This window comes from Phreatobacter sp. (assembly GCF_051860605.1).
Classification (GTDB): Bacteria; Pseudomonadota; Alphaproteobacteria; order Rhizobiales; family Phreatobacteraceae; genus Phreatobacter.
In genome coordinates this window covers 78053-103204 of sequence record NZ_JBHYDR010000012.1, presented here as the reverse complement: position 1 = coordinate 103204, position 25152 = coordinate 78053, and the positions used below count along the sequence as shown (strand labels likewise).

General features: G+C 68.2%; 26 protein-coding genes. 6 read left to right on the top strand and 20 right to left on the bottom strand.

What is annotated here, in order from left to right; genetic code table 11:
• Window positions 1-6: 6 nt before the first annotated feature.
• The 8 genes from ACTIFS_RS19015 to ACTIFS_RS18980 all read right to left on the bottom strand — a co-directional run bounded on the left by ACTIFS_RS19015 (window position 7) and on the right by ACTIFS_RS18980 (window position 7410).
• The gene (locus ACTIFS_RS19015) at window positions 7-771 is read right to left on the bottom strand and encodes an ABC transporter ATP-binding protein (RefSeq protein WP_439575695.1); all 765 of its coding nucleotides are present in this window, start codon (window positions 769-771) and stop codon (window positions 7-9) included.
• The gene (locus tag ACTIFS_RS19010) at window positions 768-1619 is read right to left on the bottom strand and encodes an ABC transporter ATP-binding protein (RefSeq protein WP_439575694.1); all 852 of its coding nucleotides are present in this window, start codon (window positions 1617-1619) and stop codon (window positions 768-770) included. Before ACTIFS_RS19010 ends, ACTIFS_RS19015 begins: the two co-directional genes overlap by 4 nt.
• On the bottom strand, window positions 1616-2515 hold the full coding sequence (gene nikC, locus ACTIFS_RS19005; protein WP_439575693.1) for a nickel transporter permease: 900 nt from the start codon (window positions 2513-2515) through the stop codon (window positions 1616-1618). Before nikC ends, ACTIFS_RS19010 begins: the two co-directional genes overlap by 4 nt.
• Complete coding sequence (locus tag ACTIFS_RS19000; protein WP_439575692.1) at window positions 2512-3522, bottom strand: ABC transporter permease; 1011 nt, start codon at window positions 3520-3522, stop codon at window positions 2512-2514. Before ACTIFS_RS19000 ends, nikC begins: the two co-directional genes overlap by 4 nt.
• A gap of 9 nt (window positions 3523-3531) precedes the next feature.
• Window positions 3532-5139: an ABC transporter substrate-binding protein gene (locus ACTIFS_RS18995; protein ID WP_439575691.1), complete on the bottom strand. Its 1608-nt coding sequence runs from the start codon at window positions 5137-5139 to the stop codon at window positions 3532-3534.
• A 210-nt stretch (window positions 5140-5349) separates the two neighbouring features.
• The gene (locus ACTIFS_RS18990) at window positions 5350-6336 is read right to left on the bottom strand and encodes a Bug family tripartite tricarboxylate transporter substrate binding protein (RefSeq protein ID WP_439575690.1); all 987 of its coding nucleotides are present in this window, start codon (window positions 6334-6336) and stop codon (window positions 5350-5352) included.
• A gap of 85 nt (window positions 6337-6421) precedes the next feature.
• A complete protein-coding gene (locus ACTIFS_RS18985; RefSeq protein ID WP_439575689.1) occupies window positions 6422-7081 on the bottom strand; it encodes a hypothetical protein in 660 nt (219 codons plus the stop codon).
• Window positions 7078-7410, bottom strand: a complete 333-nt coding sequence (locus ACTIFS_RS18980) for an NIPSNAP family protein (protein WP_439575688.1) — start codon at window positions 7408-7410, stop codon at window positions 7078-7080. The genes ACTIFS_RS18985 and ACTIFS_RS18980 overlap by 4 nt, the downstream gene beginning before the upstream one ends.
• Before the next feature lie 195 nt (window positions 7411-7605).
• On the opposite strand from ACTIFS_RS18980, the gene ACTIFS_RS18975 reads away from it, so the two are divergent.
• Window positions 7606-8436, top strand: a complete 831-nt coding sequence (locus tag ACTIFS_RS18975; protein WP_439575687.1) for a helix-turn-helix domain-containing protein — start codon at window positions 7606-7608, stop codon at window positions 8434-8436.
• Between the two features lie 18 nt (window positions 8437-8454).
• Here the strand turns inward: ACTIFS_RS18975 and ACTIFS_RS18970 are convergent, their stop codons facing one another.
• Window positions 8455-9243 carry a maleate cis-trans isomerase family protein gene (locus tag ACTIFS_RS18970; RefSeq protein WP_439575686.1) on the bottom strand — a complete coding sequence of 263 codons (789 nt, stop codon included), beginning with the start codon at window positions 9241-9243 and terminating at the stop codon, window positions 8455-8457.
• Between the two features lie 264 nt (window positions 9244-9507).
• Here ACTIFS_RS18970 and ilvD point away from each other — a divergent pair, with 264 nt between their 5' ends.
• Window positions 9508-11349, top strand: coding sequence for a dihydroxy-acid dehydratase (ilvD, locus tag ACTIFS_RS18965; RefSeq protein WP_439575685.1), 1842 nt, complete (start codon window positions 9508-9510; stop codon window positions 11347-11349).
• A gap of 47 nt (window positions 11350-11396) precedes the next feature.
• On the opposite strand, the gene ACTIFS_RS18960 is transcribed toward ilvD, so the two are convergent.
• Window positions 11397-12125 carry a Crp/Fnr family transcriptional regulator gene (locus ACTIFS_RS18960; RefSeq protein ID WP_439575684.1) on the bottom strand — a complete coding sequence of 243 codons (729 nt, stop codon included), beginning with the start codon at window positions 12123-12125 and terminating at the stop codon, window positions 11397-11399.
• A gap of 147 nt (window positions 12126-12272) precedes the next feature.
• On the opposite strand from ACTIFS_RS18960, the gene ACTIFS_RS18955 reads away from it, so the two are divergent.
• A complete protein-coding gene (locus ACTIFS_RS18955; RefSeq protein ID WP_439575683.1) occupies window positions 12273-12746 on the top strand; it encodes a hypothetical protein in 474 nt (157 codons plus the stop codon).
• On the opposite strand, the gene ccoS is transcribed toward ACTIFS_RS18955, so the two are convergent.
• From ccoS to ccoN, 8 genes are all read right to left on the bottom strand, one after another.
• Entirely contained in the window at window positions 12680-12916 is a 237-nt protein-coding gene (gene ccoS / locus ACTIFS_RS18950) for a cbb3-type cytochrome oxidase assembly protein CcoS (protein ID WP_439575682.1), read from the bottom strand. The genes ACTIFS_RS18955 and ccoS overlap by 67 nt on opposite strands.
• A gap of 9 nt (window positions 12917-12925) precedes the next feature.
• Window positions 12926-15184: a heavy metal translocating P-type ATPase gene (locus tag ACTIFS_RS18945; RefSeq protein WP_439575681.1), complete on the bottom strand. Its 2259-nt coding sequence runs from the start codon at window positions 15182-15184 to the stop codon at window positions 12926-12928.
• Window positions 15181-15714, bottom strand: coding sequence for a FixH family protein (locus ACTIFS_RS18940; RefSeq protein WP_439575680.1), 534 nt, complete (start codon window positions 15712-15714; stop codon window positions 15181-15183). The genes ACTIFS_RS18945 and ACTIFS_RS18940 overlap by 4 nt, the downstream gene beginning before the upstream one ends.
• A 33-nt stretch (window positions 15715-15747) precedes the next feature.
• Complete coding sequence (ccoG, locus tag ACTIFS_RS18935) at window positions 15748-17223, bottom strand: cytochrome c oxidase accessory protein CcoG (protein WP_439575679.1); 1476 nt, start codon at window positions 17221-17223, stop codon at window positions 15748-15750.
• Between the two features lie 160 nt (window positions 17224-17383).
• Complete coding sequence (gene ccoP, locus ACTIFS_RS18930) at window positions 17384-18265, bottom strand: cytochrome-c oxidase, cbb3-type subunit III (RefSeq protein WP_439575678.1); 882 nt, start codon at window positions 18263-18265, stop codon at window positions 17384-17386.
• A 3-nt stretch (window positions 18266-18268) separates the two neighbouring features.
• Window positions 18269-18421, bottom strand: a complete 153-nt coding sequence (locus ACTIFS_RS18925; RefSeq protein ID WP_439575677.1) for a cbb3-type cytochrome c oxidase subunit 3 — start codon at window positions 18419-18421, stop codon at window positions 18269-18271.
• 15 nt (window positions 18422-18436) lie between these two features.
• Complete coding sequence (gene ccoO, locus ACTIFS_RS18920; protein WP_439575676.1) at window positions 18437-19183, bottom strand: cytochrome-c oxidase, cbb3-type subunit II; 747 nt, start codon at window positions 19181-19183, stop codon at window positions 18437-18439.
• A gap of 12 nt (window positions 19184-19195) precedes the next feature.
• Window positions 19196-20839, bottom strand: a complete 1644-nt coding sequence (gene ccoN, locus ACTIFS_RS18915; RefSeq protein WP_439575675.1) for a cytochrome-c oxidase, cbb3-type subunit I — start codon at window positions 20837-20839, stop codon at window positions 19196-19198.
• Window positions 20840-21043: 204 nt separating this feature from the next.
• Between ccoN and hemN the strand changes: the two genes are divergently transcribed.
• Window positions 21044-22477, top strand: a complete 1434-nt coding sequence (gene hemN / locus ACTIFS_RS18910; protein WP_439575674.1) for an oxygen-independent coproporphyrinogen III oxidase — start codon at window positions 21044-21046, stop codon at window positions 22475-22477.
• A gap of 27 nt (window positions 22478-22504) precedes the next feature.
• Complete coding sequence (locus ACTIFS_RS18905) at window positions 22505-23206, top strand: sulfite exporter TauE/SafE family protein (RefSeq protein WP_439575673.1); 702 nt, start codon at window positions 22505-22507, stop codon at window positions 23204-23206.
• 24 nt (window positions 23207-23230) lie between these two features.
• Here ACTIFS_RS18905 and ACTIFS_RS18900 read toward each other — a convergent pair whose 3' ends face one another.
• A complete protein-coding gene (locus ACTIFS_RS18900; RefSeq protein WP_439575672.1) occupies window positions 23231-23560 on the bottom strand; it encodes an ArsR/SmtB family transcription factor in 330 nt (109 codons plus the stop codon).
• A 118-nt stretch (window positions 23561-23678) separates the two neighbouring features.
• Between ACTIFS_RS18900 and ACTIFS_RS18895 the strand changes: the two genes are divergently transcribed.
• Window positions 23679-24656, top strand: a complete 978-nt coding sequence (locus ACTIFS_RS18895) for an alpha/beta fold hydrolase (protein WP_439575671.1) — start codon at window positions 23679-23681, stop codon at window positions 24654-24656.
• Window positions 24657-24660: 4 nt separating this feature from the next.
• Here the strand turns inward: ACTIFS_RS18895 and ACTIFS_RS18890 are convergent, their stop codons facing one another.
• A complete protein-coding gene (locus tag ACTIFS_RS18890) occupies window positions 24661-25029 on the bottom strand; it encodes a hypothetical protein (protein WP_439575670.1) in 369 nt (122 codons plus the stop codon).
• Between the last annotated feature and the right edge of the window lie 123 nt (window positions 25030-25152).

The window sequence follows — 25152 nt, the reverse complement described above, 5'->3', positions numbered from 1 at the left end:
CGCGGTTCAGTCGAACGAGACCATCCGGGCCGCCACCTCGCGGTCATAGCCCTTGCTGGCGACCATCAATTGCCGGGTATAGGCCTCGCGGGGCTCGGCCCGTCGCAGGGTTGCGACGTCCATCTCCTCCACGACAAGGCCGCGATTCATCACGGCGAGCCGGTCGCACATATGGGCCACGACAGCCAGGTTGTGGCTGACCAGGATCATGGTCAGACCGCGCTCGGCGCGCAGGCGGCGCAACAGGTTCAGGATCTCCGCCTGCACGCTGACATCCAGCGCGCTGGTGGGCTCGTCCAGCAGCAGCACCTTCGGCTCCAGCATCAGCGCGCGGGCGATGGCGACGCGCTGGCGCTGGCCGCCGGACAGCTGGTTGGGATAGCGGAAGCGGAAGGCCGGCCCGAGGCCGACATCGGCGAGCGCCTGCTCCACCCGTTCGTTGATCCGGCCGATGCGGTGAATTTCCAAGGGCTCGGACAGGGCCCGGTCCACCGTGTGGCGCGGATGGAGCGAGGCATAGGGGTCCTGGAACACCATCTGCACGAGTCGCGGCTGGTGGATCTTCGCCGAGATGCCGCCGATGGTGGCGGTGCCGGTCCATGTGCGGTTCAGGCCGGACAGCGCGCGCAGCACGGTGGATTTTCCGCTGCCGCTCTCCCCGACGAGACCGAAGCTCTCGCCCTCGGCCACGTCGAAGGCGACACCGCGCACGGCATGGACCGCATCGCGGCCCGTCCCGAAGCTGATGACGAGGTCCCGGACGGTGATCATGGCCCCTCCAGCCAGGCAGGATCGCGGCTGAGGGTCGGCAGTTCCGCCCGCTCGTCGTCGAGCCTCGGCAGGCTGTTCAGCAATCCGCGCGTATAGGGGTGGCGGGCCGCCGACAGGTCGCGGGCGGAGAGTTCCTCCAGCACGCGGCCGGCATACATGACCAGGACGCGGTCGCAGAAACTGGCCACGAGTTCGAGGTCGTGGCTGATGAAGATCAGCCCCATGCCGCGCTGGCGCACGAGGTCGTCGAGGATCGCCAGCACCTGCAACTGCACGGTCACGTCGAGGGCGCTGGTCGGCTCGTCGGCGATCAAGAGGTCGGGTTCTGGTGCCAGCATCATGGCAATCATGATGCGCTGGCCCATGCCGCCTGACACCTCGTGCGGATGAAGCTGATAGACCCGCTCCGGATCGCGGATGCGGACGGCCTCCAGCATGGCGAGCGCCTTCTGCCGCGACTGGGACCGGCTGACCCCGCCATGGATCCGCGCTGCCTCGGCGATCTGGGATCCGACCGTCATCACCGGGTTCAGCGAATATTTCGGGTCCTGCATGACCAGCGAGATGCGCGCGCCGCGAAGGGCCCGCAGCCTGCGCGGCGAGGCGGTGAGCAGGTCCGTCCCGTCGAAGGCGAGGCGCCTGGCCGAGAGCTGCGCACTTGCCGGCAGGAGCCGCATGATCGACCGCCCGGTCAGCGACTTGCCCGAACCGGACTCGCCGACGATACCGAGCCGCTCGCGCCCCAGCGTGAACGACACGCCGCGCACGGCATGGAACATCCCCGTCGGCGTTGCGAAGCTGACCCTCAGGTCATCGACCTCCAGAAGCGGGGTTGCAGCCGGGCTCATTTCTGCTGCCTCGGGTCGAGCACGTCGCGCAGGCCGTCGCCGAGCAGGTTGAAGGCAAGGCTCACCACGAAAATCGCGATGCCGGGAATGGTGGCGACCCACCACTGGTCGAGGATGTAGCGCCGGCCGGAGGAGACCATGGCGCCCCATTCGGCGAGCGGAGGCTGCGCGCCGAGGCCGAGGAAACCGAGGCCGGCCGCTGTCAGGATGATGCCGGCCATGTCCAGCGTCACCCGGACGGTGAGCGAGGAGAGGCAGAGCGGCATGACGTGGCGCGTCAGGATGCGGCCGGTTCCGGCACCCTGCAGGCGGGCGGCGGCGATATAGTCGGAGTTGCGGATCGTCAGCGTCTCGGCCCGGGCGATGCGGGCATAGGGCGGCCAGGCGGTCAGGGCGATGGCGATGACTGCGTTCTCGATCCCCGGCCCGAGTGCCGCAACGAAGGCCAGCGCCAGGATAAGGCTGGGGAAGGCGAGGAAGACATCGGTGACGCGCATGAGCGCGGCGTCGACCCAGCCGCCGAGATAGCCGGCAGCCGTGCCGACCAGCAGCCCGATGGGCGCCGCGATCACCGCCACCAGCGTGACGATGTAAAGCGTGATCCGGGCGCCGTAGACGATGCGCGAGAACATGTCGCGCCCGAACTCGTCGGTGCCGAGCCAATGCGCCGCGCTTGGCGGCAGCAGGCGCTGGGCGAGGTTCTGCTCGTTCGGGTGGTGAGTGGCGATCCAGGGTGCGAAGGCGGCGACGACGATCAGCAGCAGAACGATGGCGAGGCCGAGCACGGCGAGCCGGTTCCTGCGGAACTGCAGCCAGCCGCGATAGATCGCGCCGAGCCGCGCGTCGCGTCGCGACTGCGGCGTATCGGTGAGCAGCCGGTCCTGCCAGGAACTCATTTGGCCCTCGGATCCAGCACGCGGTAGAGCAGGTCGGAGAGCAGGTTGACCCCGACAAAGACGGCACCGACCACGATGGTGGCGCCGAGAACGGCATTCATGTCCGCGGCGAGCAGGGCGGTGGTCAGGTAGCGCCCGAGGCCCGGCCAGGCGAAGACGGTTTCTGTGAGAACGGCGCCCTCCAGCAGGCGCGCATAGGACAGCGCGATGACCGTGACCAGCGGCACCGCGACATTGCGCAGGGCATGGACCCAGATCACGCGGGCCTCCGACATGCCCTTGGCGCGGGCGGCGACGATATATTCCTGGCTCAGCTGCTCCAGCATGAAGCTGCGGGTCATGCGCGCGATATAGGCGACCGAGAAATAGCCCAGCACTGTGGCGGGCAGCACGACATGGCCGAAGGCGTTGCGGAACACCTCCCATTCGCCGGCAAGGGCCGCGTCGATCAGGATCACGCCGGTGACCGGGGGTACAATGTCCTCGAACACCACGCCGAGCCGCCCCGGTCCCTGCACCCAGCCGAGAATCCCGTAGAAAACCAGCAGCCCGACAATGCCGAGCCAGAAGATCGGCACCGAATAGCCGACAAGGCCGATGACCCTGACGATCTGGTCCGGCCAGCGGTCCTGCCAGACGGCGCCGGCAATGCCCATGGGGATGCCCAGCGCCACGCCGATGATGGTGGCGAAGGTGGCCAGTTCCAGCGTGGCCGGGAACACGCGGGCAATGTCCTCGATGACCGGCCGGTTGGTCACCAGGGACTGGCCGAAATCGCCGGTCAGCACCTTCTGGACATAGATCGCGAACTGCGTCCAGAGCGGCTGGTCGAGGCCCAGCTCGTGCCGGGCCTGCTCATAGACGTCGCGCGGCGCCTGGTCGCCCACGATCGCCAGGACCGGGTCGATGGGAACGACCCGGCCTATGAAGAAGGTGACCGCAAGAAGGCCAAGGAAGGTCAGGGCGACCTGGAACAGGAAGCCCGAGGAGTGGCGCAGGATGGACAAGCAGGGGGCTCAGGACTTGTTCGTGCGCCAGTAGATCGCGGAAAGGCCGGGCGAGCTTGCCATATAGCCTGTCACATTGCTGCGCACGCCCACCTGGATCTGCTGCTGGGCGAACACCGCGAACGGCGAGGTGCCCATGAACTCCTCCTGGATCTGCCGATACTGGGCCGAACGCGCATTGGCATCGCGCTCCTGCATGGCCGCCTCGGTGCGGGCGGAGAGCTCGGGAATGGTCCAGTTGTTGCGCCAGGTCAGCTTGCCCGGATTGTCGCGGCCGGGCGGATTGTGGCTGAAGCTGTCGGCATTGTAGTGGGGGTCGGGATAGCCGAGGCCCCAGATGCCGATGAACAGCTGGTGGTTGCGGGCGCGGTATTTGGCGAGGACCTGCGCGCCGGTGGCCGGCAGCACCTCGAGGGTTACGCCGCCGCGGGCAAAGCTGGCCTGGAGGGCCTGGGCCACGTCGAGCGAGGGGAAGGTGTTGGCCGTATCCATGGTCAGGCGGATGCCGCTCGCATGGCCAGCCTCGGCCAGCAGGGCCTTGGCGCGGTCTGGATCGAACTTCCAGGGGCGGCTGTCGACCTCGCCGAGAATGGCGCGCGGAATGAAGGACTGGTGCGGGAAGACCTGACCCGGCAGCAGGTTGTTGGCGATGGCGTCGTAATCCACCAGGTGCTTCAGCGCCTCGATCACCTTCGGCTTGGAGAGGATCGGATCACCCATATTGGCGCTGAAATACTGGATCGTGCCGCGCGGGAACTCGGCAATGGTGACGCCGGCCCGTCCGCGCAGGCCGCTGATCTCGGTCGGCGTCAGGTTGCGGGCGACATCGACGTCGCCGCGCTCCAGCATCAGGCGCTGGGTGGCGGCTTCCGGTACGTGCCGCACGATGATGCGCTGGAGATCGGCGCGGCCGCGCCACCAGCTGTCGTTGCGGTCCAGCGTGTAACTCTCGTTGGGCTGGTGGCGGACCAGCCGGAAGGCGCCGGATGCGGCCGAGTTGCGGTTCAGCCAGGCATTGCCGTGGTCGGTGCCGGCATTCTGCTCGACCAGCTTCTTGTCGACCACCGAGCCGATTGTGGCGGTGAACAGGTTCTGGATCAGGCTCGGCGCATAGGCCTTGTCGAACGTGACCTGCACCTCGAAATCGCCGGTCTGGCGCACCGTCTGCTCGACATTGTCCCGGTTGAGGCCGACCGAGCGATACATGAAGGCGGGGGTGCGGTTGATGAGCAGCGGCCGGCGGATCGAGAAGGCGACATCGGCCGCCGTCAGCGGATTGCCCGAGTGGAACTTGACGTTCTGCCGGATCGCGAAGGTGAAGGTGCGCCCGTCCGGCGACACGGAGAAGCTCTCCGCCAGGCCCGGCACCAGCTCGGCGCTGGATTTGGTCTCGTCGATGGCGAAGAGCTGGTCGTAGACGTTCTTCAGGAGGTCGGAGCCCGTCACCTCGAAGGAATGATGCGGATCGAGCGCGACGAGGTCGTCGATCTGTGCGGCGATCACCAGCGTGTTGCGCGGGGTCTGGGCGCGCGCCTCGCGTGCTCCGGGCAGCGCGGACACGGCAAAGGCGGCGCCGCCACCGGCGATCAGGTGGCGCTTGGAAACGCGGATGGTCATGACAGGGCTCCCGGGAAGGCTTTTCTGCCCGGAGGGTGGCTACAGGCCGAAACCGGCGTCAAGCCCTGCCGCCCCTCATGAACAGCGTTCGTCCCCTGATTGGCGGGCCGTCCGCGGCCTGCCGGCACCGGCAGGGGGTGCGCGTTTTGTCGCACCTCCCCGCCGGGACCTGTCTTGCCGCCGGCGACCGCGCGCCACCGGCCTGGCGCGTCAGTTCGGCGTGATGTTGTTGGTGCGGATGATGTCGCCCCACTTGCGCGCTTCGGCCTGCATGAAGGCGCTCAGTTCGGCCGGGCTGGCGGAGGTTGCCGGCTCGGCGCCGACCCCGACGATGCGCTGGCGCGTGGCCGGGTCCTGCATGGCCTTGATGTAGGCGGCATGCAGGCGCTGGACGATGGGTGCCGGGGTGTTCTTCGGCGCCATCATCGCGAACCAGCCATAGGCCTCGTAGCCGGTCAGCCCCACCTCGGTGACGGTCGGCACGTCCGGCAGCACCTCCGACCTGCGGGCGGCGGTGATCGCCAGGGTGCGAAGCTGGCCGCCCCTGATCTGGCCGAGCACGTTGGGGATCAGCTGGAAACTGGTCTGCAGCTGTCCCGCGACGAGATCGCTGACGAGCTGGCCGGTCACGCGGTAGGGCACGTGGGTCATGCGCGTGCCGGTCACCTGCTCGAAATAGGCGGCCGCCAGATGCTGCGAGCTGCCATTGCCGATGCTGCCGTAGTTGAGCTTCCCGGGATCCTTCTTGGCGGCGTCGATGAGGTCCTGCACGGAACGGATCGGCAGGTTCGCATTGACCACGATGACGTTCGGCAGGGTCGAGAGCAGCGAGATCGGCTCGAAGGCGGTCAGGGGGTCGTAGCCGATATTGGGGAAGAGGAACTGGTTGACCGCCAGCGGCCCCGAGGCCGAGACGAGGATCGTGTAGCCGTCCGGCTCCGCGCGGGCGACGGCGGCCGTGCCGAGATTGCCGCTCGCCCCCGGCTGGTTCTCGACCACGAAGCGCTGGCCGAGATCGTCGGCCATCTTCTCCAGCGCGATACGCCCGACAATGTCCGAGGCGCTTCCGGCGGCGAAGGGCACGATGACCCGGATGGGCCGCTGGGGGTAGGTGCCCTGCGACCATGCCGGTGCAGCGGACAGGCCCGCGGCGGCCAGAACGGCGCCGGTGAGGACGGTTCTCCTTGGAATGTTCATGTGGTTTCCTCCGTTGTGGCTGTGATTGCTCTTCGATGTGCGAGGGTGAGCCCGGCCGCCCGCGCGCAGGGCGGACGGCGCTGGATCAGGGCTCGATGATCCGGTCGACATAGCCCTTGTAGACCTGCGATTTCGGCTTCTCGCGATCCTCGGCGTTGACGTAGGCGATGGAACTGCGGCCGTGCAGCGCCGCAGGCAGGACCATCACGCGGATGAACCGGCTTGGACGGTCGGTGGCTGCCTGTGCGAAGACCGCATCGGGGCCGGCCTCGAACCAGGCGGCACCGGGGCCGTAGCTCGCCGAATGGCCAAGGGCGTCGATGCGGATGCCGCCATCAATGAGGCAGCGGATGCCCGGTCCCTGATGGGTATGCAGGAACGCGCAGCCACCGGGCGGGAAGGAGACGCTGTCGGCGCGGATCAGGATCGCGTCGGCCACCGGCCAGGCCAGCGGCTGGCGCAGCTTTTCGCGGGTGACGCCGGAGGCGGCATCGAGACAGACGGCCGCGACTCCAGCCGGCGCGACTTCATAGCGCCAGACCGTCGCGCCGCTGCGGCCCGCCTGAACCTCTGCTCCTCCGGCGAGATAGACCGCCTCGTCATCGCGCCGGACGGTGCCATCGGCCGTGATCTCGCCATGCACCACATAGCAGACGCTGTGGACGCCATCGTCAGGCAGCGCAAGGCTTGCGCCGGCCGCCATGACGTCCTCGACCAGCCTCATTTCCATGACCGGGGCGCTCATGCCGTGGCTCCCAGGGCGGGCTTCGGTGAAAAAGCTGCCGGGATGAGAAGCTTGTTCTCCTGGGAGACCACCCAGGGACGGACCTTGGCGACATAGGCCTGCCAGCCGGCATCCGCGTCGAGCCGCCGCCGCCGCTCCTCGCGATCCGCAAGGTCCTTGTAGGCCCACAGATGGACGATCTGGTTCAGGGGGCCGAACTCGGTCGAGAAATAGCCGACCATGGTTCCCAGTATTGCCTTCTGGATGGCGAGACCTTCGGCCTCGTAAGCCTTCAGGTAATCGGGAACTTTACCGGCCATCAGCGTGTAGATCCGTTCCTCGACGATCATGATCGTTCGAAGCTCCTGCAGCACAGCGTTGCGGATGGGGTGGACCGACCGTTCGATCCCGTCGTTTCCGAGGTCCGATGGTACAGCCCGGCCGCACGGGAGGCTTACCGCCTGGTCCGGCAACTTACCTTTTCGTCCGATTTAGTGGATGATGGCGCGGAGGCCCGTCGCGCAGGAACGGGTCCGGGAGGAGATATGACCGGTGTCATCGGCGTGCATCAGGGTCTGTTCGGCCGGGTCACCCTGTTCCGGACCAACCAGCCCGTCCATGTCCACGCCCACCCGCATGTCCACGCCCTGATCAAGGTGGAGGGCAAGGACGGCGCCTATGAGGTGGACGGCGCGCTGTGCCCGATCACCGACGACCAGATGGTGCTGATCAATCCCTGGGTTCCACACGCCAACTGGCGCGACGTGAACGATCCGCCGATCACCATCCTGGCGCTTTATGTGGAGGCGAGCTGGCTGGTGCGCGGAGCCAGCGGCCCGGTTGCGCGCCAGCCGTTCAATCGGCAGTCCGCGACCGTGGATGCCCCGATGCGGGCGCTGGTTGCCCGGATCGCCGCGACGATTGCCGATGCGACCGCGTCGAGCGCCGAGACCGACCTGGAGGCCGACATCCTCGCGCTGCTGCAGCAGGTGATGGCCGGCAATTCCAGCGCCGACCTTCATCCCATGGCGGCCCGGCCCGTCGACCACCGCATCCGCAAGGCGATCGGCCTGATGCGCGCCGAGCCGGGCAGGGCACAGAGCCTGGACAGTCTCGCCCAGTCTGTCGGGCTGTCGCGCTCGCGCTTCTTCGAGCAGTTCAGCGCCAGCACCGGCATGACCCCGGCCGTGTTCAACGACACGCTTCGGGTCGAATATGCCATCGAGCAGCTGATCGGCAGCGACCGGTCGGCCAGCGACATCGCGCTCGACCTCGGCTTTTCGGCGCCCGGCCATTTCTCGCGCTTCTTCAAGAACAAGATCGGCTTCACCCCGCGCGAATACCGCAAGGTCGCGCATCAGACCGCCTCCGGCTGATTCCTGCGGGCGCCGACCTCAGCTGCGCAGCAGCCGGCCATAGCCCTCGACCGGCGTTGCGACGCCCGAAGCCCTGAGCGCCCGCCATAGGCTTGCCTGGTTGGCCGCGACGACGGGACGCCCGACAGCCTGCTCGATCGCCTCGATGATGCCGGAGCATCTGAGCCCGGTTCCGGCCAGAAGCACGCCATCAGCATCCGGCGGGCAGGACCGGCAGACCTGATCGAGCAGCGTCTGCGTCTCCTGGGCGATCGCCATGCCCTCGGCATAGAGATTCTGCGGGGAAATGGCCTGCCACGGCGGCGGCGGCACATGCCGCGCGGCCGAGGCAACCTCAAGCCCATAGGCGGCGAGATAGGCCACCGCGTCCGCAATGGTACGATCAGGCATCCAGGCCGGCATGACGAGGAACGGCCTGGCGATGCCCAGATGCGCCATGGCGAGACGCAGGTCCAGCCCGTTGGTCGTCGCCACCGTGCCCGGGGCGAGGTGCGTTGCCATGGCCGCAACCACCGCCTCGTCCCAGCCCGCGCCGCCGACGAAGCTGCTGGAGGAATGGGCCAGCACCGCCACCGAGGCCTGGATGTCGCGAAAGGCCGCAAGGCCCCTTGCGAGATCGTCCGGCAGATCGACACCCTGACGGTCGGCGCGCCAGGGCGCCCAAGGCGCCCCCACGGCAACCCTCGCGGCATGGACGGACACGCCCGCCGGCCGCATGGCCCACCACTCCGCCTCGGGCACCACCTCGCGGGCGACAACGAAGATGCCGATGCGGGCCGCGTGGCCCCAGTTGTCCGCAGGCGTCATGTTGGTCTCTGGATCGCAGCCGCGCCGGACAGGCCCGGCGATCGGTCCGGCAGTTGAACCGATCGCTGCCCGCGGGCCAAGACCTGACGGCCCGGCAGCTGCCTTGCTGCCGCCACGGCCGCCTGCTGCCATGCTCCTGGGTGGCATCGGCCGGCCTCCCGACCGGCTGGCGAGCCGCGCCGCCTCGGGTTATGAGGGGTGTTGACAGTTCCGCCGGCTTCGGCCGCGCAGCCCCCCAAGATGTCAAGAAACCGGGAAACGCCCATGCCCGCCTATCGCTCCCGCACCTCCACCCACGGCCGTAACATGGCCGGCGCCCGCGGCCTGTGGCGCGCGACCGGCATGAAGGACGGCGATTTCGGCAAGCCGATCATCGCCATCTCCAATTCCTTCACCCAGTTCGTGCCGGGCCACGTCCACCTGAAGGACCTCGGCCAGCTGGTGGCGGCCGAGATCGAGAAGGCCGGCGGCGTCGCCAAGGAGTTCAACACCATCGCGGTGGATGACGGCATCGCCATGGGCCATGACGGCATGCTCTATTCGCTGCCCTCGCGCGAGATCATCGCTGACAGCGTCGAGTACATGGTCAACGCGCACTGCGCGGATGCGCTGGTCTGCATCTCCAACTGCGACAAGATCACGCCCGGCATGCTGATGGCCGCGATGCGCCTCAACATCCCGACCGTGTTCGTGTCCGGCGGTCCGATGGAGGCCGGCAAGTACATGGCCGACGGGGTGCTGAAGAAGGTCGACCTGATCGACGCCATGGTGGCGGCGGCCGATGACAAGGTCTCCGACGAGGACGTGAAGGTCATCGAGCGTTCGGCATGCCCGACTTGCGGGTCCTGCTCGGGCATGTTCACCGCGAATTCGATGAACTGCCTCACCGAGGCGCTCGGCCTCGCGCTTCCGGGCAACGGCTCGGTGCTGGCCACCCATGCCGATCGCAAGCGGCTGTTCGTGGAGGCTGGCCATCTCATCGTCGATCTTGCCCGCCGCTATTACGAGCAGGATGACGAGACCGCGCTGCCGCGTTCCATCGCCTCGTTCAAGGCGTTCGAGAACGCCATGACGCTCGACATCGCCATGGGCGGCTCGACCAACACGGTGCTGCATCTCCTCGCCGCCTCCTACGAGGGCGAGGTGGGCTTCACGATGGAGGATATCGACCGGCTGTCGCGCCGTGTGCCGGTGCTCTGCAAGGTCGCGCCCTCGGTCGCCAATGTCCATATGGAGGATGTGCACCGGGCCGGTGGCATCATGGCCATTCTCGGCGAGCTCAACCGCGCCGGCCTCATCCATGCCGATCTGCCCGTCGTCCATTCCGAAAGCCTCGGCGCGGCGCTCGCCCGCTGGGACGTGACGGTCAGCGACAGCGAGAGCGTCAGGACCTTCTTCTCCGCGGCCCCCGGCGGCGTGCCGACGCAGGTCGCCTTCAGCCAGAACCGCCGGTTCGAGGAACTGGACACGGATCGCGAGAAGGGCGTCATCCGCTCGGCCGATCATGCCTATTCCAAGGATGGCGGTCTTGCCGTGCTGTTCGGCAACATCGCCCTCGACGGCTGCATCGTGAAGACCGCGGGCGTCGATGCCTCGATCCTGACCTTCTCCGGGCCGGCGCGCGTGTTCGAGAGCCAGGACGCGGCCGTGGAGGCCATCCTGACCAACCGGATCAAGGCCGGCGACGTGGTGGTGATCCGCTACGAGGGGCCGCGCGGCGGGCCGGGCATGCAGGAAATGCTCTATCCGACCAGCTACCTGAAGTCGAAGGGGCTGGGGAAGGCCTGCGCGCTGGTCACGGACGGTCGCTTCTCGGGCGGCACCTCCGGCCTGTCGATCGGGCACGCCTCGCCGGAGGCGGCCGAGGGCGGGGCCATCGGCCTCGTCGAGGAAGGCGACATGATCGACATCGACATTCCGAACCGGTCGATCGCCATGCGCATCTCCGACGAGGAAATGGCGCGCCGGCGGGCCGCCATGGAGGCGAAGGGTGCGGATGCCTGGAAGCCGGTCGCCCCGCGCAAGCGCAAGATCACCATGGCGCTGAAGGCCTATGCAGCGCTCACCACCAGCGCGGCCAAGGGCGCCGTGCGCGTCGTTCCTTAAGCGGCGGGAAAGAGCGGAGGCCTTGACGGCCTCGGGGCCCGCGCCGGTCAGGCGCGGGCGATGCGCATCAGGCGGTCGTTGTCGAGCACGCGGACCGCTTCCGGCACGATCAGGATCACCTTCTCGCGCGCCAGCTTGGTCAGCGTGCGGCTGACCGTCTCGATGGTCAGGCCGAGGAAGTCGGCCATGTCGATGCGCTGCATGGGCAGCTGGATGGTCACAGAGCCGCCGCGGATGCGCGCCCAGCGTTCGCGCATGGCGACGAGGAAGGCGGCGATCCGCTCCTCGGCGGAGCGGCGGCCGATCAGCGTCATCTGCTCCTGGGCGATGACCAGTTCATGGGTGGCGAACTCGTGCAGGCGGCGCAGGAAATGCGGTTTGGCGGTCACCAGCGCATCGAAATGCCTGCGGTCGAACCGGCACAGTTCGACATCGTCGACGGCATCGGCCGAGAAGCCGTAGCGGTTCTGCAGGGCGAGGCCGAGAAAGTCGCCGGGCATGGCGAAGCCGATGACCTGACGCCGGCCGTCTGACAGGAGCTTGTAGAGCCGGACGGTTCCCTCGGTCACCGAGAAGACCGAGTCGGCATCCTCGCCCTGGTGGATGAACGTGGTCTTCGCGTCCATCCGCACATGCGAGACGATAGCGTTGAGTTCGGGAAGTTCCTCGGGCCCCAGTGCCGCGCAGACCGCGAGCGAGCGCACCTTGCAGCTGTCGCAATAGTTCCCGGTCCCGTGCCGGCTGCACGAATGGGCGTGGACTGCAATGTCGCTCATGGCGGCATCCCTTGGTGGGGGGACAAGGATGTCTCTACCACCATTCTACATTCATTCGAACCCGACCAATTGATCCAGCACAAGGACGGATGTCAGCCATGCCCTCATCCTGCCGGCCCGAAGCAGAATGGGACCGTCCTCCGCTCCATGTTCAGCGCCCGCATCATCGACGCGAACGAGGCTCTGGCCGTCTTCGCCCTTGTCAGGCTGTGCTATCCGGAAATCGAGATGGCGGCATGGCGGGACCATCTGGCCCGGCTTGCCGGCAAGCGCAGCAATGCCGGATGCGTGGTCGTCAGCGACCAGCGCGGCTATGCCCATGCCTCCTGCCTGTTCCGGGTGACGCCCGATCCCCGCACCCGCCGCCGGCTGGAAATATCCTATCTCTCGCGTGCCGAACTGCCGGCCAGCACGGCGCCCGACGTTCTGTTCTCATTCGTCGATAGCCTGGCGCGCGAGCGCGCCTGCGGTCACATCGTCATCGAGGATACCGATGCGCGGATCGCCGAGGACAGGATCGCGGCCTGGACCGATATCGGCCGCGACCTGATCTCTCACGATTTCAGGCCGGGCAGCCTCGGCTTCGTCAAGGTGGTGGCGCCGGAGCCCGGCGTTTCCTGATCGGGCTCGCGCGCCGCTTCAGGTATCCGGTCGTCGTCGTCCATGATCGCGCGCCAGGTGGCGCCGTCCAGGTCGTCGTACTGGCCGCTGTTGAGCGACCAGAGGAAGCCGACGAGGCCGAGCAGGCCAAGACCGAGCGCGAGCGGCACCAGAATCACCAGAATGTCCATGGCCTGCTCCTAAAGCCTGCCCGTGCGGGCCCTGAGCGCATTGGCGGTGACGATCACCGAGGAGCCCGACATGGCGAGCGCGGCAATCAGCGGCGTCACCCAGCCGGCCACGGCGATCGGCACGGCCAGGGCATTGTAGATCACCGCCAGCCACAGGTTGCCGGTCATGAGGCGGCGGGCCTTGCGGGACAGGGCGAGCGCCTGCGCGACCGGCGCGAGCCGGTCTCCGAGGAAGATCGCGTCGGCGGCGGCCTGCGCCAGATGGACGGCGGTGATCGGCGAGATCGAGACATGGGCAGCGGCAAGTGCCGGCGCATCGTTGAGCCCGTCGCCCACCATGAGGACCTTGCGTCCGGCGGCCTTCAAGGCCTCCAGCCGGGCGATCTTGTCGGCCGGCTTCAGCCCGCCGGCAAAGGCGGCGATGCCGAGGGCGGCCGCGACGGTCGCGACGGCGGCCGGCCGGTCGCCGGACAGGATCTCGATGCGATAGCCGGCCCGCCCGAGCGTCTCGACGATATCCCGCGCGTCGGGCCGGAGGGCCTGGCGGATGGCAAAGGCCTGGCGGCGCTCGCCCCAGCCGAGGCAGAGGATCGACGCATCGGGATGGCGCGCGGCGACAGCCTGCGCTTCCGCCTCGGCGCCGCAAAAGGCTGCGCTGCCGAGCCGGGCGCGGGCGCCGTCGATGACGGCCGTCACGCCCCGACCCGGCTCCTCCTTCGCCTCGACCGGAGCCGCATCGGCCCCGGCTGCGCGGGCCAGCGCCATGGCGAGCGGATGATGCGAGGCGGCGGCGAGCCGGCCCGCCACCGCGAGGAGCTCGGGCTCGATGGTGCCGGCATCGGCAAGGGCCGGCTCGGGCAGGGTCAGGGTGCCGGTCTTGTCGAAGACGATGGTGTCGGCCTCCGCCAGGCGCTCCAGCGCATCGCCGGACTGCAGAAGCACGTTGGCCCTGAACAGCGCGCCGGAGGCGACCACCTGCACGGCCGGAATGGCCAGTCCCAGCGCACAGGGGCAGGTGATGATCAGCACGGTGATGGCGACGATCAGCGCATGCTGCCATTCCGCGCCGACCAGCAGCCAGCCGGCGAAGGTCGCGAGCGCCGTGACATGGACGAACGGCGAATAGAGCCGTGCCGCCCGGTCGGCGAGCTGGCGATAGGCGGTGCGTGATTCAACGGCCGTCTCGATGAGGCGCGACACCTCGTCGAGCAGGGTGCCGCGGGCGGCTGCCGACACCTTCAGGACGAGCGTGCCGCTGGTGTTGAGCGTGCCCGCATAGACCGCGGATCCGGGGCCCGCCGCGGCGGGCAGGGTCTCGCCGGTGACAAGGCTCTGGTCGATCGTGGACTGGCCCTCGATCACCGTGCCATCGACCGAGATGCGCTCGCCGGGCCGCACCAGCACCGTGTCGCCGGCCGCGATCGCGGCGATCGGCACCTGCCGCAACGTGCCGTCGTCCAGACGCTTCAGGGCCATCTCGGCCTTGAGCGCGGCGATGTTGGTTGCCACCGCCCGCGTCTTGCGGCGCATCAGCTGTTCGAGATAGCGCCCGATCAGGAGGAAGAACAGCAGCATGACCGCGCTGTCGAAATAGGCGTGAGTCGCCGAACGCCAGGTCTCGGCCAGCGACATGCCGACCGCGAGCAGCACGCCGAGCGAGATCGGCACGTCCATGTTGAGCTCGCGGGCGGCAAGCGCATGCCAGGCGGAGCGGAAGAACGGCCGGCCGGCATAGGCCACCGCCGGCACGGCGATGAGCGCCGACAGCCAGTGGAAGAAATCGCGCTGTTCGGGCGTGATGTCGGTGACATTGCCCGACCAGACCGACACCGACAGCAGCATGATGTTCATCATGGCGAAGCCGGCGACGCCGAGGCATTTCAACAGGAACGCGGCCTCGCGGGCCTCCGCGCTCTCGGCCAGCTTCGGGTCGAAGGGATAGGCCCTGAAGCCGAGGCGGGCGAGCCGGTCGACGATCGCCTGCGGCCCGGTCTCGCCCGTGCGCCAGTCGACCGTCACGCGGCGATTGGTCAGGTTCACGCGCGCGCCGGCAATGCCGGGCTCGGCGGCAAGACCGCGCTCGATGATCGGCATGCAGGCAGCACAGGTGATGCCATCGACGGCAAGGTCGATGCGGCAGGTTTCCTCGTCCAGCGGCTGGACGAACAGTCCGAGATCGGTGACGCCATCGGCCGGAGGGCCGGCGACGGGCGCCGGAACCGTGCGGGGCAGGGCGGTGCCGGCCAGAATGGCCGTCGTTGCGGTCATGGCAGCATGACCCTGTTGCGGGTGCGGTAGGTCGTCTCGCCGTCGCGGTCGATGGCGATGATGAGGTCATAGGCGCCGGCCGCGACGGCATCGGTCGTGCCGGCAAAGGCGCCCGGTCCCGTGCGGCTGAGGTCGAACACGCGGTCATTGTTCCGATGGGCGGGGTGCAGCAGCCGGGCGGTGACCGCGATTCGGTCGAGCGGGGCGCCCTCCCGGTTGCGCAGGCTGATCGTGACGGCTGTCGTGCCGGACGGGTCGCGCGCCACATGGGCATCGACCTTCCAGCCCCGCGCCTCGCGCTCGCCCGCCTCCGCGATGGTCTGGTTGTAGCGCTGGCTTGCCCGATAGGCGCTGTCGGTGACCGTGCCCGGCAGGGTGTCGATGGCCAGCGAGATCATCACGGCATTGACGGTGAAGACCACGCCGAAGAAGGCCGCCAGGATCAGGAACACGCCGCGGCCGGAGAGCCTGCGCCCTCCCTGCGGTGCCATGCCGGCGGCTGCCAGTGCGGAGGATGGGGTTCGGGCCATGATGCGCCTCCTGATTCAGTCGCTCTGCGGGGGTCAGCGGGCGATGAAGTGGTCGCGGGTGGTTACGCGCTCGCCCGAGCCGAGCTCCGTGATGCGGAAGGTGATCGGCGATGACGCCGGCAGGCTGGCGCCGTTGGGCACGGTGACATGCACGATGAGCTCGCGCGTGGCATCGGGCGCGACGTCGATGACGGGCCAGTCTCCGGCCGTGGTGGTGATGCCGACCGCATTGGCGCGGGCCAGCGGCGGGTTGTCGACGGCAAGCACGAAGACGCGGTGCAGCGCCCGCTTGTTCAGGATCCGAACGGTGTAGCTGTTGCGGATCGAGCCGTCGGAGAGCTGGACGAACAGCGGATTGCGGTCGTGCAGCACCGACATGTCGGTGAACGAGCGCGTCATCAGCCCGTAGAGCATGACGAGCCCGACGAGCGCGATCAGCCCGGCATAGAGGACGGTGCGCGAGCGGACGATGGGATAGGTCTCGTCCAGGCCGTTGGCGCGCCGCTCGATATTGACGTCGTTGTCGTAGGCGATCAGGCCCAGCGGCCGGTTCACCTTGGTCATGACGGTGTTGCAGGCATCGATGCACAGGCCGCACTGGATGCAGCCGAGTTGCGAGCCGTCGCGGATATCGACGCCGGTCGGGCAGACCACGACGCATTGCCTGCAGTCGATGCAGTCGCCCGCCGGCTGGCTCGCCTCGCGCGCCTTCACCGCCGCCTTGGCCGACATGCGGGGCTCGCCGCGATCGTAGCGATAGGTGACGTTGAGCGCATATTCGTCGGTCAGCGCGGCCTGGATCCGCGGCCAGGGGCACATGTAGAGGCAGACCTGCTCGCGCATCAGGCCGGCCAGCGTGTAGGTGGTGAAGGTGAGGATGCCGATCCACAGATAGGCCACCATCGGGGCCTGGAAGGTGGCGAGGTCCTTCACCAGCGTCGGGGCATCGGCGAAATAGAGCACCCAGGCACCGCCAGTCCACCAGGCGATCATCAGCCAGAGAAAGTGCTTCAGCACCTTGCGGCCGGCCCTTGCGGCGGTCAGCGGCTGGCTGTCGGCGATGATCCGCTCGCGCCGCTCGCCTTCCACCCAGCGCTCGACAGCCATGAACAGGTCGGTCCAGACCGTCTGCGGGCACAGATAGCCGCACCAGACGCGGCCGGCGACGGCGTTCATGAGGAACAGGGCGAGAGCGGCCAGCACCAGCAGGCCGGTGAAGTAGTAGACCTCCTGCGGCCAGATCTCGATGAAGAAGAAATAGAAACGGTTGTGGGCCAGGTCGACCAGCACCGCCTGGTCCGGCTGGTTGGGGCCGCGATACCAGCGCAGGAACGGCAGGAAATAATAAAGGCCGAGGCAGACGAACAGCACCGCCCACTTGATGGTGCGCAGGCGGCCCTTCACGCCCTGCTGGTAGACGTGCAGGCGCGAGGCATAGAGCGGCTCGTCATCGGCCGGCACGCCCGAGGGTTCGGGAAGATGGACTGGGTGGGCAGCAGCGTCCCGCATGGGATCCTCGGGGGAGGGCGCACCTTCGGCGCGCGTGTCCTGCCATCCATGGCCGATTGCGCGGCCGGCGCCTTGACCTGCCGCAAGCCGGGAGGAAATGGCAGCGTTCCGGCGGCGGCGGGACCGGCCGCGCGACGGGCGCGACCGACCGAAGCGGGCGTCAGCGCCCGCCGCCGAGGGCGTGAACGTAGACGGCCAGGGCCTTGACAGTGGTCTCGTCCAGCCGGCCGGCCCAGCCCGGCATGACGCCGGCGCGCCCCTGGGTGATCGTCTGGATGATCGTCCGCTCGTCGAGGCCATAGATGGCCACCGGTGTCGTCAGGTTCGGCGCGCCGAGTTCCTGGTTGCCGCGGCCCTCGTCGCCGTGGCAGCTCGAACAATTGGTGGCGAACAGCTCCCGGCCCTTGGCGAGGTCGACGCCGGCGCGCGTGGACTGCCCGGAGAGCTGGCGGACGAAATTCGCCACCTGGACGATCTCTTCGGGCTTGAGCGCGCCGTTCGGACCGCCGAAGGCCGGCATCGGCCCCTGGCGCGAGCGGTCGTCGGCATTGCGGATGCCGTGGGCGATGGTCTGGTGAATGTCCTCGATCCTGCCACCCCACAGCCAGACGTCGTCGCGCAGGTTCGGATAGCCGGGCGAGCCGGTGGCCGAGGTGCCGTGGCAGGGGGCGCAATTGTCGCCGAAGGCGGCCTTGCCCTGGGCCAGCGCGAAGGTCAGCAGGGCCGGATCCTTTGCAATGTCGGGCAGCGGGGTCGAGGCGAGGGCAGCGCTCCGCCCGGCCCGCAGGGTGCGGAGGGCATCGAGGTCCTGCGCGACGTCCTGGCGGGAGGAATAGCCGAACAGGCCCTTCGTGTGGGTCGTGACCAGCGGCCAGGCCGGATAGACGATCCAGTAGCCGATCGACCAGACGATGGTGGCGTAGAAAATGTAGAGCCACCATTTCGGCAGGGGCGAATTGAGTTCCTTGATGCCGTCCCATTCGTGGCCGGTGGTGCTGCGCCCGGTCGCGGCGTCGATTTCGGGCTTCATGTGGTCGGCCATGGGTCAGTCCTCCCGGAGCGGGATCTGGGCGGCGTCGTCGAAGCGGGCCTTGTTGCGCGGCCAGAACGCATAGACGGCGACGGCGAGGAACATCGCGATGAAGTAGAGAAGCCCCGCCGTCTGGGCGAAGCTGGCGAGCGTGGAATAGGTGCTCATGGGTTCGCTCCGGGGTCAGCGCATGTTGGCGCGGGCGTCGTAGGTCTTGAAATCGACCATGGTGCCGAGCACCTGCAGGTAGGCGACCAGCGCGTCCATCTCGGTGACGACGCCCTGCGCGGCGGCCGGGTTGCCGCCGAAATTGCGTGCGGTGGCATTGGGATAGCGTTGCTGGAGGGCCCTGACATGGTCGCTGTCGGGATTGACCTGGGCGCGCATGTCCTGCGCCGCATTGGCGATCTGCTCATCCGAATAGGGCACGCCGCCACGCCGGTTGGCGACCATGTCCGAGGCGATCAGGTTCACGTTGACCTCGGCCTGCGCCAGGAAGGCATAGCCGGGCATGATCGATTGCGGCACGATCGCACGCGGGTTGGCGAGGTGGGCCACATGCCACTCGTCGGAATACTTGCCGCCGACGCGGGCAAGGTCAGGCCCCGTGCGCTTGGAGCCCCACTGGAAGGGCTTGTCGAACATGCTCTCGGCGGCCAGCGAATAGTGTCCGTAACGCTCGACCTCGTCGCGCAGCGGGCGGATCATCTGGCTGTGGCAGTTGTAGCAGCCCTCGCGGATGTAGATGTTGCGGCCGGCAAGCTCGAGCGGCGTATAGGGACGGACGCCCTGGACCCGCTCGATGGTGCTCCTGAGGTAGAAGAGCGGCGCGATCTCCACCAGGCCGCCGATCGACACGACAATCAGGATACCGATGACCAGGATGATCGAGTTCTTCTCGAAGATGGCATGCTTGTTCCAGAGCGACATGGTCCGCCCTCCTCACTGGGCCGGGACGAGAGCGGGCCGGGCTTCGGCCTCCTCGGCCTCGCCCTGGCTCACCGTCATGAAGATGTTGAAGACCATGATCAGCGCGCCGGCGAGGAACAGGACGCCGCCGAGCATGCGGATCACGTAGTAGGGGTGCATGGCCTCGACGGTCTCGATGAACGAGTATTCGAGGAAGCCGAGCGCGGTGTAGGCGCGCCACATCAGGCCCTGCATGATGCCGGCCACCCACATGGCCGAGATGTAGAGCACGATGCCGAGGTTGGAGACCCAGAAGTGCCATTCGACCAGCCGGTTCGAATAGAGCTTGCGCTGCCACAGCCAGGGAATGAGACAGTAGAGCGCGCCGAACGAGATGTAGGCGACCCAGCCGAGCGCACCGGAATGGACATGGCCGATGGTCCAGTCCGTGTAGTGCGACAGCGAGTTCACGGCCTTGATCGACATGAGCGGACCCTCGAAGGTCGACATGCCGTAAAAGGCGAGCGAAACCACCATCATGCGCAGCACCGGATCGGTGCGCAGCTTGTCCCAGGCGCCCGAGAGCGTCATCAGGCCGTTGATCATGCCGCCCCAGGACGGCATCAGCAGCATGACGGAGAAGGTCATGCCCAGCGTCTGCGCCCAGTCGGGCAGCGCCGTGTAGTGGAGATGGTGCGGGCCGGCCCAGATGTAGAGGAAGATCAGCGCCCAGAAGTGGACGATGGACAGCCGGTAGGAATAGATTGGCCGCTCCGCCCGCTTCGGCACGAAGTAGTACATGATGGCGAGGAAGCCGGCGGTCAGGAAGAAGCCAACCGCATTGTGCCCGTACCACCACTGGAACATGGCATCCTGCACGCCCGACCAGAGGCTGTAGCTCTTGGGCGAGTAGATCGACACCGGCATGGCGGCGTTGTTGCCCAGATGCAGCACGGCGATGGTGACGATGAAGGCGAGATAGAACCAGTTCGCCACGAAGATGTGCGGTTCCCTGCGCTTCCAGAGCGTTGCGAGGAACACCAGCAGATAGGCGACCCAGACGACGGTCAGGAACAGGTCCGCATACCATTCCGGCTCGGCATATTCCTTCGACTGGGTGATGCCCAGCAGGTAGCCGGTGCCGGCGATGACGATGAAGAAGTTGTAGCCGAGCACCACGAACCAGGGCGCGATCTCGCCGGCCAGACGCGCGCGCGAGGTCTTCTGGACGACATAGAGCGATGTCGCGATCAGCACGTTGCCGCCGAAGGCGAAGATCACGGCCGATGTGTGCAGCGGCCTCAGGCGGCCGAAATTGATCCAGGGCAGGTCGAAATTGAGCGCCGGCCAGGCCAGCTGCGAGGCGATGACGACGCCGACCGTGAAGCCGGCAATGCCCCAGAACATGGCGGCCATGGCGGCAAACTTGACCGGGCCCATATTGTAGTTCGGCCGGCCGTCGATCTCCTGCGGCACCGTCGCGGGCCGGGTCGCATAGCGATTGGCGATGAGGAAGATGGCCCCGATGGAGGCGGCCGCGCTCAGCAGGGCGTGGAACGTATAGCCGCTGTCGACCGAGCCGGAGGCGATGATCAGGCACAGCAGGGCCGTGGCCAGGAAGGCCACCATGCTCATCGCCTCCGTGGCGGAGACAGTCTTGGTTGAAATCGCCGTCATAGGGGTCCCCAGCATCCGATCGCGAATCCACGGCATGACGCCGGCCGCTCATCCGCATCGCGGCCGACCATCGCAGAGGGCCGGTCGGGAACATTGATGTGAATCAACCTGTGCGGTGCAGCATCGGCCGGGGCGCCATGCCGGCCCCTTGGCGCCGGGCGCCGTTGATCCGGATCAACGCGGAGGCGGGCCGGATCGGCTGACGTGACCGGGCAAAGCGGCCTGGCCGCCTGCGTCAACGGGCAACCCCCCAACGCCATGGCGACGATGACACCGAACCCGCTTTCCACCGACCTTCCGGCCAAGCGCATCGAACTCGCCGAGCGGGCGGTGCCGCGCTACACGTCCTACCCGACGGCGCCCTATTTCGGGCCGGAGGTGGATGGCGCAACCTGTCGCGGCTGGCTCGAGGCGCTGTCGCCCGACGATCACCTCTCCATCTACCTGCATGTGCCGTTCTGCGCGGCGATGTGCGCCTATTGCGGCTGCCACACCAAAGTGGTCGCGCGCGACGCGCCGGTCCGCGCCTATCAGCGCCGGCTGCTCGCGGAGATCGACCTGATCGCGGCGGCGACGCCCGCCCGCACGGTCCGCCATATCCATTGGGGCGGGGGCACGCCGAGCATGCTCGGCGCAGAGGGTCTGGCGGAGATTGCCGGGCGCCTCGGGCGGCGCTTCACCCTGGAGGAAGGCCACGAGCACGCCATCGAGCTCGATCCGCGCCAGGTCACGGGGCCGCTGGCCGACGCACTTGCCGGGATGGGCGTCACCCGCGCCAGCCTCGGCGTCCAGGACCTCAACGCCCATGTCCAGACCGCCATCGGCCGCGTGCAGCCCTATGCGGTCGTGGAGGTGGCTGTCGCTGCCCTGCGCGGTGCCGGCATCGGTGCCGTGGCCTTCGACCTGATGTATGGCCTGCCGCACCAGAGCGATGCCGATCTCGTCACCACCATCACCCTTGCCGGCGCGCTCCGGCCCGATCGCATCGCGCTGTTCGGCTATGCCCATGTGCCGTGGTTCAAGACCCACCAGCGGCTGATCGATACCGCTGCGCTGCCGGATGCGGCGGGCCGGTTCCGCCAGGCGGCGCTGGCACGCGCGGCGCTTGCGGGGCTTGGCTACCAGCCGATCGGTCTCGACCATTTCGCCCTGCCGGCCGACCCCATGGCCGTCGCCGCCCGGGAGCGTCACCTGCGTCGCAACTTCCAGGGCTACACCACCGATGCGCCCGATGCCCTGATCGGGTTCGGGGCCTCGGCCATCGGGCGTCTGCCGCAGGGCTTCGTCCAGAACGCGCCCGATATCGCAGGATACCAGCGGGCCATCGACCGCGGCGAGCCTGCGACGGTTCGCGGCCTTGCCCTGTCGCAGGAGGACCGCGTCCGGGCGGCCGTGATCGAGCGGCTGATGTGCGATTTCGCTGCCGATCTCGATGCCGAGGCGGACCGGTTCGGTCTTCCGGCAAGCCTGTTCGATGCGGATATGGAGCGGCTTGTCGCGCTGGAGGACGAGGGCCTGGTGGCGCGCGAGGGCCGTCGCGTGACCGTTCCCGAGGCGGGCCAGCCCTTCGTGCGTGTCGTCGCCTCCGTGTTCGACGCCCATCTCGCCCGGGCCGGCCGCCATTCGACGGCGGTCTGACCGCGCCGGACGAGGATATCCGCCACCATGGATCATCAGTGGCCGATCCTTGCCGGGCTCCTTTTGGGCCTTGCCTCCAGCCTGCACTGCGCCGGCATGTGCGGCGCCATCGGCACGGCCGTGCTGTTCATCGGGTCGCCGGATGCCGATCCGGCGACGCGCACCCGCGTTCTTGCGCTGACCCAGGCTGGCCGCGTCCTCGCCTATGCGACAGCCGGGGGCATTCTCGGCCTGTTCGGGTCTTCGCTCGCGGGCGCCTTCGATCAGGCGGCAGCCTATCGGGTGCTCCAGTGGGCCGCGGCGGCAACGCTCGGCTGGATCGGCCTGTCGACGGCCGGCATCGTGCCGGCCATGCTCGGGTTCGACCGGCTGGCGGCGCCCGTGGGTCATGCGCTCGTCAGCTTTGCCGGGCGCCATCCGGCATTCGGGGCCGGCGCGCCGGTCGCCACCGGCGTCCTGTGGGGTTTCATGCCCTGCGCCATGGTCTATGGCGCCCTGTTCACCGCCATGCTGACCGGGACCGGTTCGGGCGGGGCGAGCCTGATGCTCGGCTTCGGGCTCGGTACGGTGCCGGCGGTGATGGCCTCGACGCTCGGCCTCGTCGCGCTCAAGGGGATGGCGACGCGCCCGCTGGCGGGCCGGGTCATCGGGCTTGCGATCACCGCCTTTGCCATGGCCTCGGTGACGCTGGCGCCGGCCGGTTCGGTCCTGTGCCTGCCGGTGCGTTGAGCGCGGGCAGAGCGGACAGAAGGCTCATTCCTGCTCGAGGAAGGCTTCCAGCCGGTCGAGCTGGCTGGTCCAGAACCGCTCGTAGCGTGCGAGCCAGTCCATGGCCTCGCGCATCGGCGAGGCCGCGAGGCGGCAATGGACCGTGCGCCCCGTCTTGGTGCGGATGACGAGCCCCGCATCGGACAGCACGTCGAGATGCTTCATCACCGCCGGCAGCGACATGGGGAAGGGGCGCGCAAGTTCGCTCACCGACAGGTCCGGCATCTCGCCGAGGCGCATCACCATGGCACGGCGGGTCGGATCGGCGAGGGCCGCGAAGGTGCGGTCCAGTGTTTCGGCATGAGATTTAACCATCAGGTTAAGTTGATGCCGGCCGGCCTGACTGTCAAGCGGTATCCCCCTTTCGGGCCGGGAGGACGGCGCGCCGCCTTGGGCTAGCCTGACGGCCAGAACCATTCCCCCGGAGGGGCCGATGACCGCTTCCCGCGCGCCGGAGACCGTGCTCCGCACCGTGACCGCCAACCAGATCACGATCCGCTATGCAGAGGCGGGATCGGGCCCGCTCGTGCTGTTCTGCCACGGCTGGCCGGAGGGCTGGGCCTCGTGGCAACACCAGATCGGCGCCCTCGCCGCGGCCGGCTACCGGGCGGTCGCGCCCGACATGCGCGGCTATGGCGAGACCGATGCCCCGGCCGAGATCGAGCGCTATACGATCCTCGACCTCGTCGCCGACCAGGTGGCGCTGGTCAAGGCGCTGGGCGAGACCTCGGCGGTGATCGTCGGCCACGACTGGGGCGCGCCGGTTGCCTGGCATGCGGCGCTGCTGCGGCCCGACATCTTCCGCGCCGTCGTCGGCATGAGCGTGCCGTGGACGCCGCCGGCGCAGACGGACCTGCTCACCTCGCTGGAGAAACAGGGCATCCGCGACTTCTACATCCAGTATTTCCAGGTGCCCGGCGTGGCCGAGGCCGAGCTCGACGCCGATCCGCGCGAAAGCCTGAAGCGCATCTACAACGACGGCACCGGCGGGCGGCAGGACCGCCGCAAGAGCATGATCAGGCTGAAGACGCCCGGCGGGCTCATGGAGAACATGGACGTTCCCGCGCAACTGCCGTCCTGGCTCACCGACGCCCATCTCGACGCCATGGCGGCCGCTTTCCGCCATTCCGGCTTCCGCGGCGGACTGAACTGGTATCGCAACCTCCGGCGAAACGTCCGCCTGACGGCAGCGTGGCGCGGCGAACCGATCCGCCAGCCCGCCCTGTTCATTGCCGGCGCCGAGGACGGGGTCATGCATTTCCCCGCCACCCGGGCGCAGCTCGATGCCTATCCGCGCACCCTGCCCGCCTGCCGGGGTGTGCATGTCATCCCCGGCGCCGGGCACTGGATCCAGCAGGAGCGGCCGGAGGAGGTTTCGCGCCTCCTGCTCGATTTCCTGCGCGGCCTGTAAAGCCTCAGCGCTGCGGCACCAGTCGCTCGCGGCCGACGCCTTCCTGGCCCGCCACCGTCCAGGTGCCGTTCAGGACCCCGTCATTGCCGATCCGGTAGACGACGAGGCCGATGGCGTTGCCGAGCCGATAGGCGGCGGACAGGACATTGCCCTGGCGCATGCAGAAACCCTGGGTGGGCGGCGTGTTGACGATCTGCCAGCGGATGGAGCAATTGCCGCCGGCCGTCCCGGAAATCTGCGCCACGCCGCGATAGCCGGTGCCGTTGGCGTTGTCGCCGATCACCTGGTAGGTGCCGGTGATCTGCTGGGCGCCAGCCAGCGAAACCGAGCCCACAAGCGCGGCAGCGGCGGCAATGAAGCGAAGTCCGGTCATGTCGATGTCTCCCATTCCCCCTCTCCCGCACGCGCGGGCGAGGCCATAGTCGGGCGGCATTGTTACCAGCCAGTGTCGCAGCGTCATGTTGGGAAATTTCCGGGTCTTGCCTTGCTTCCCGGC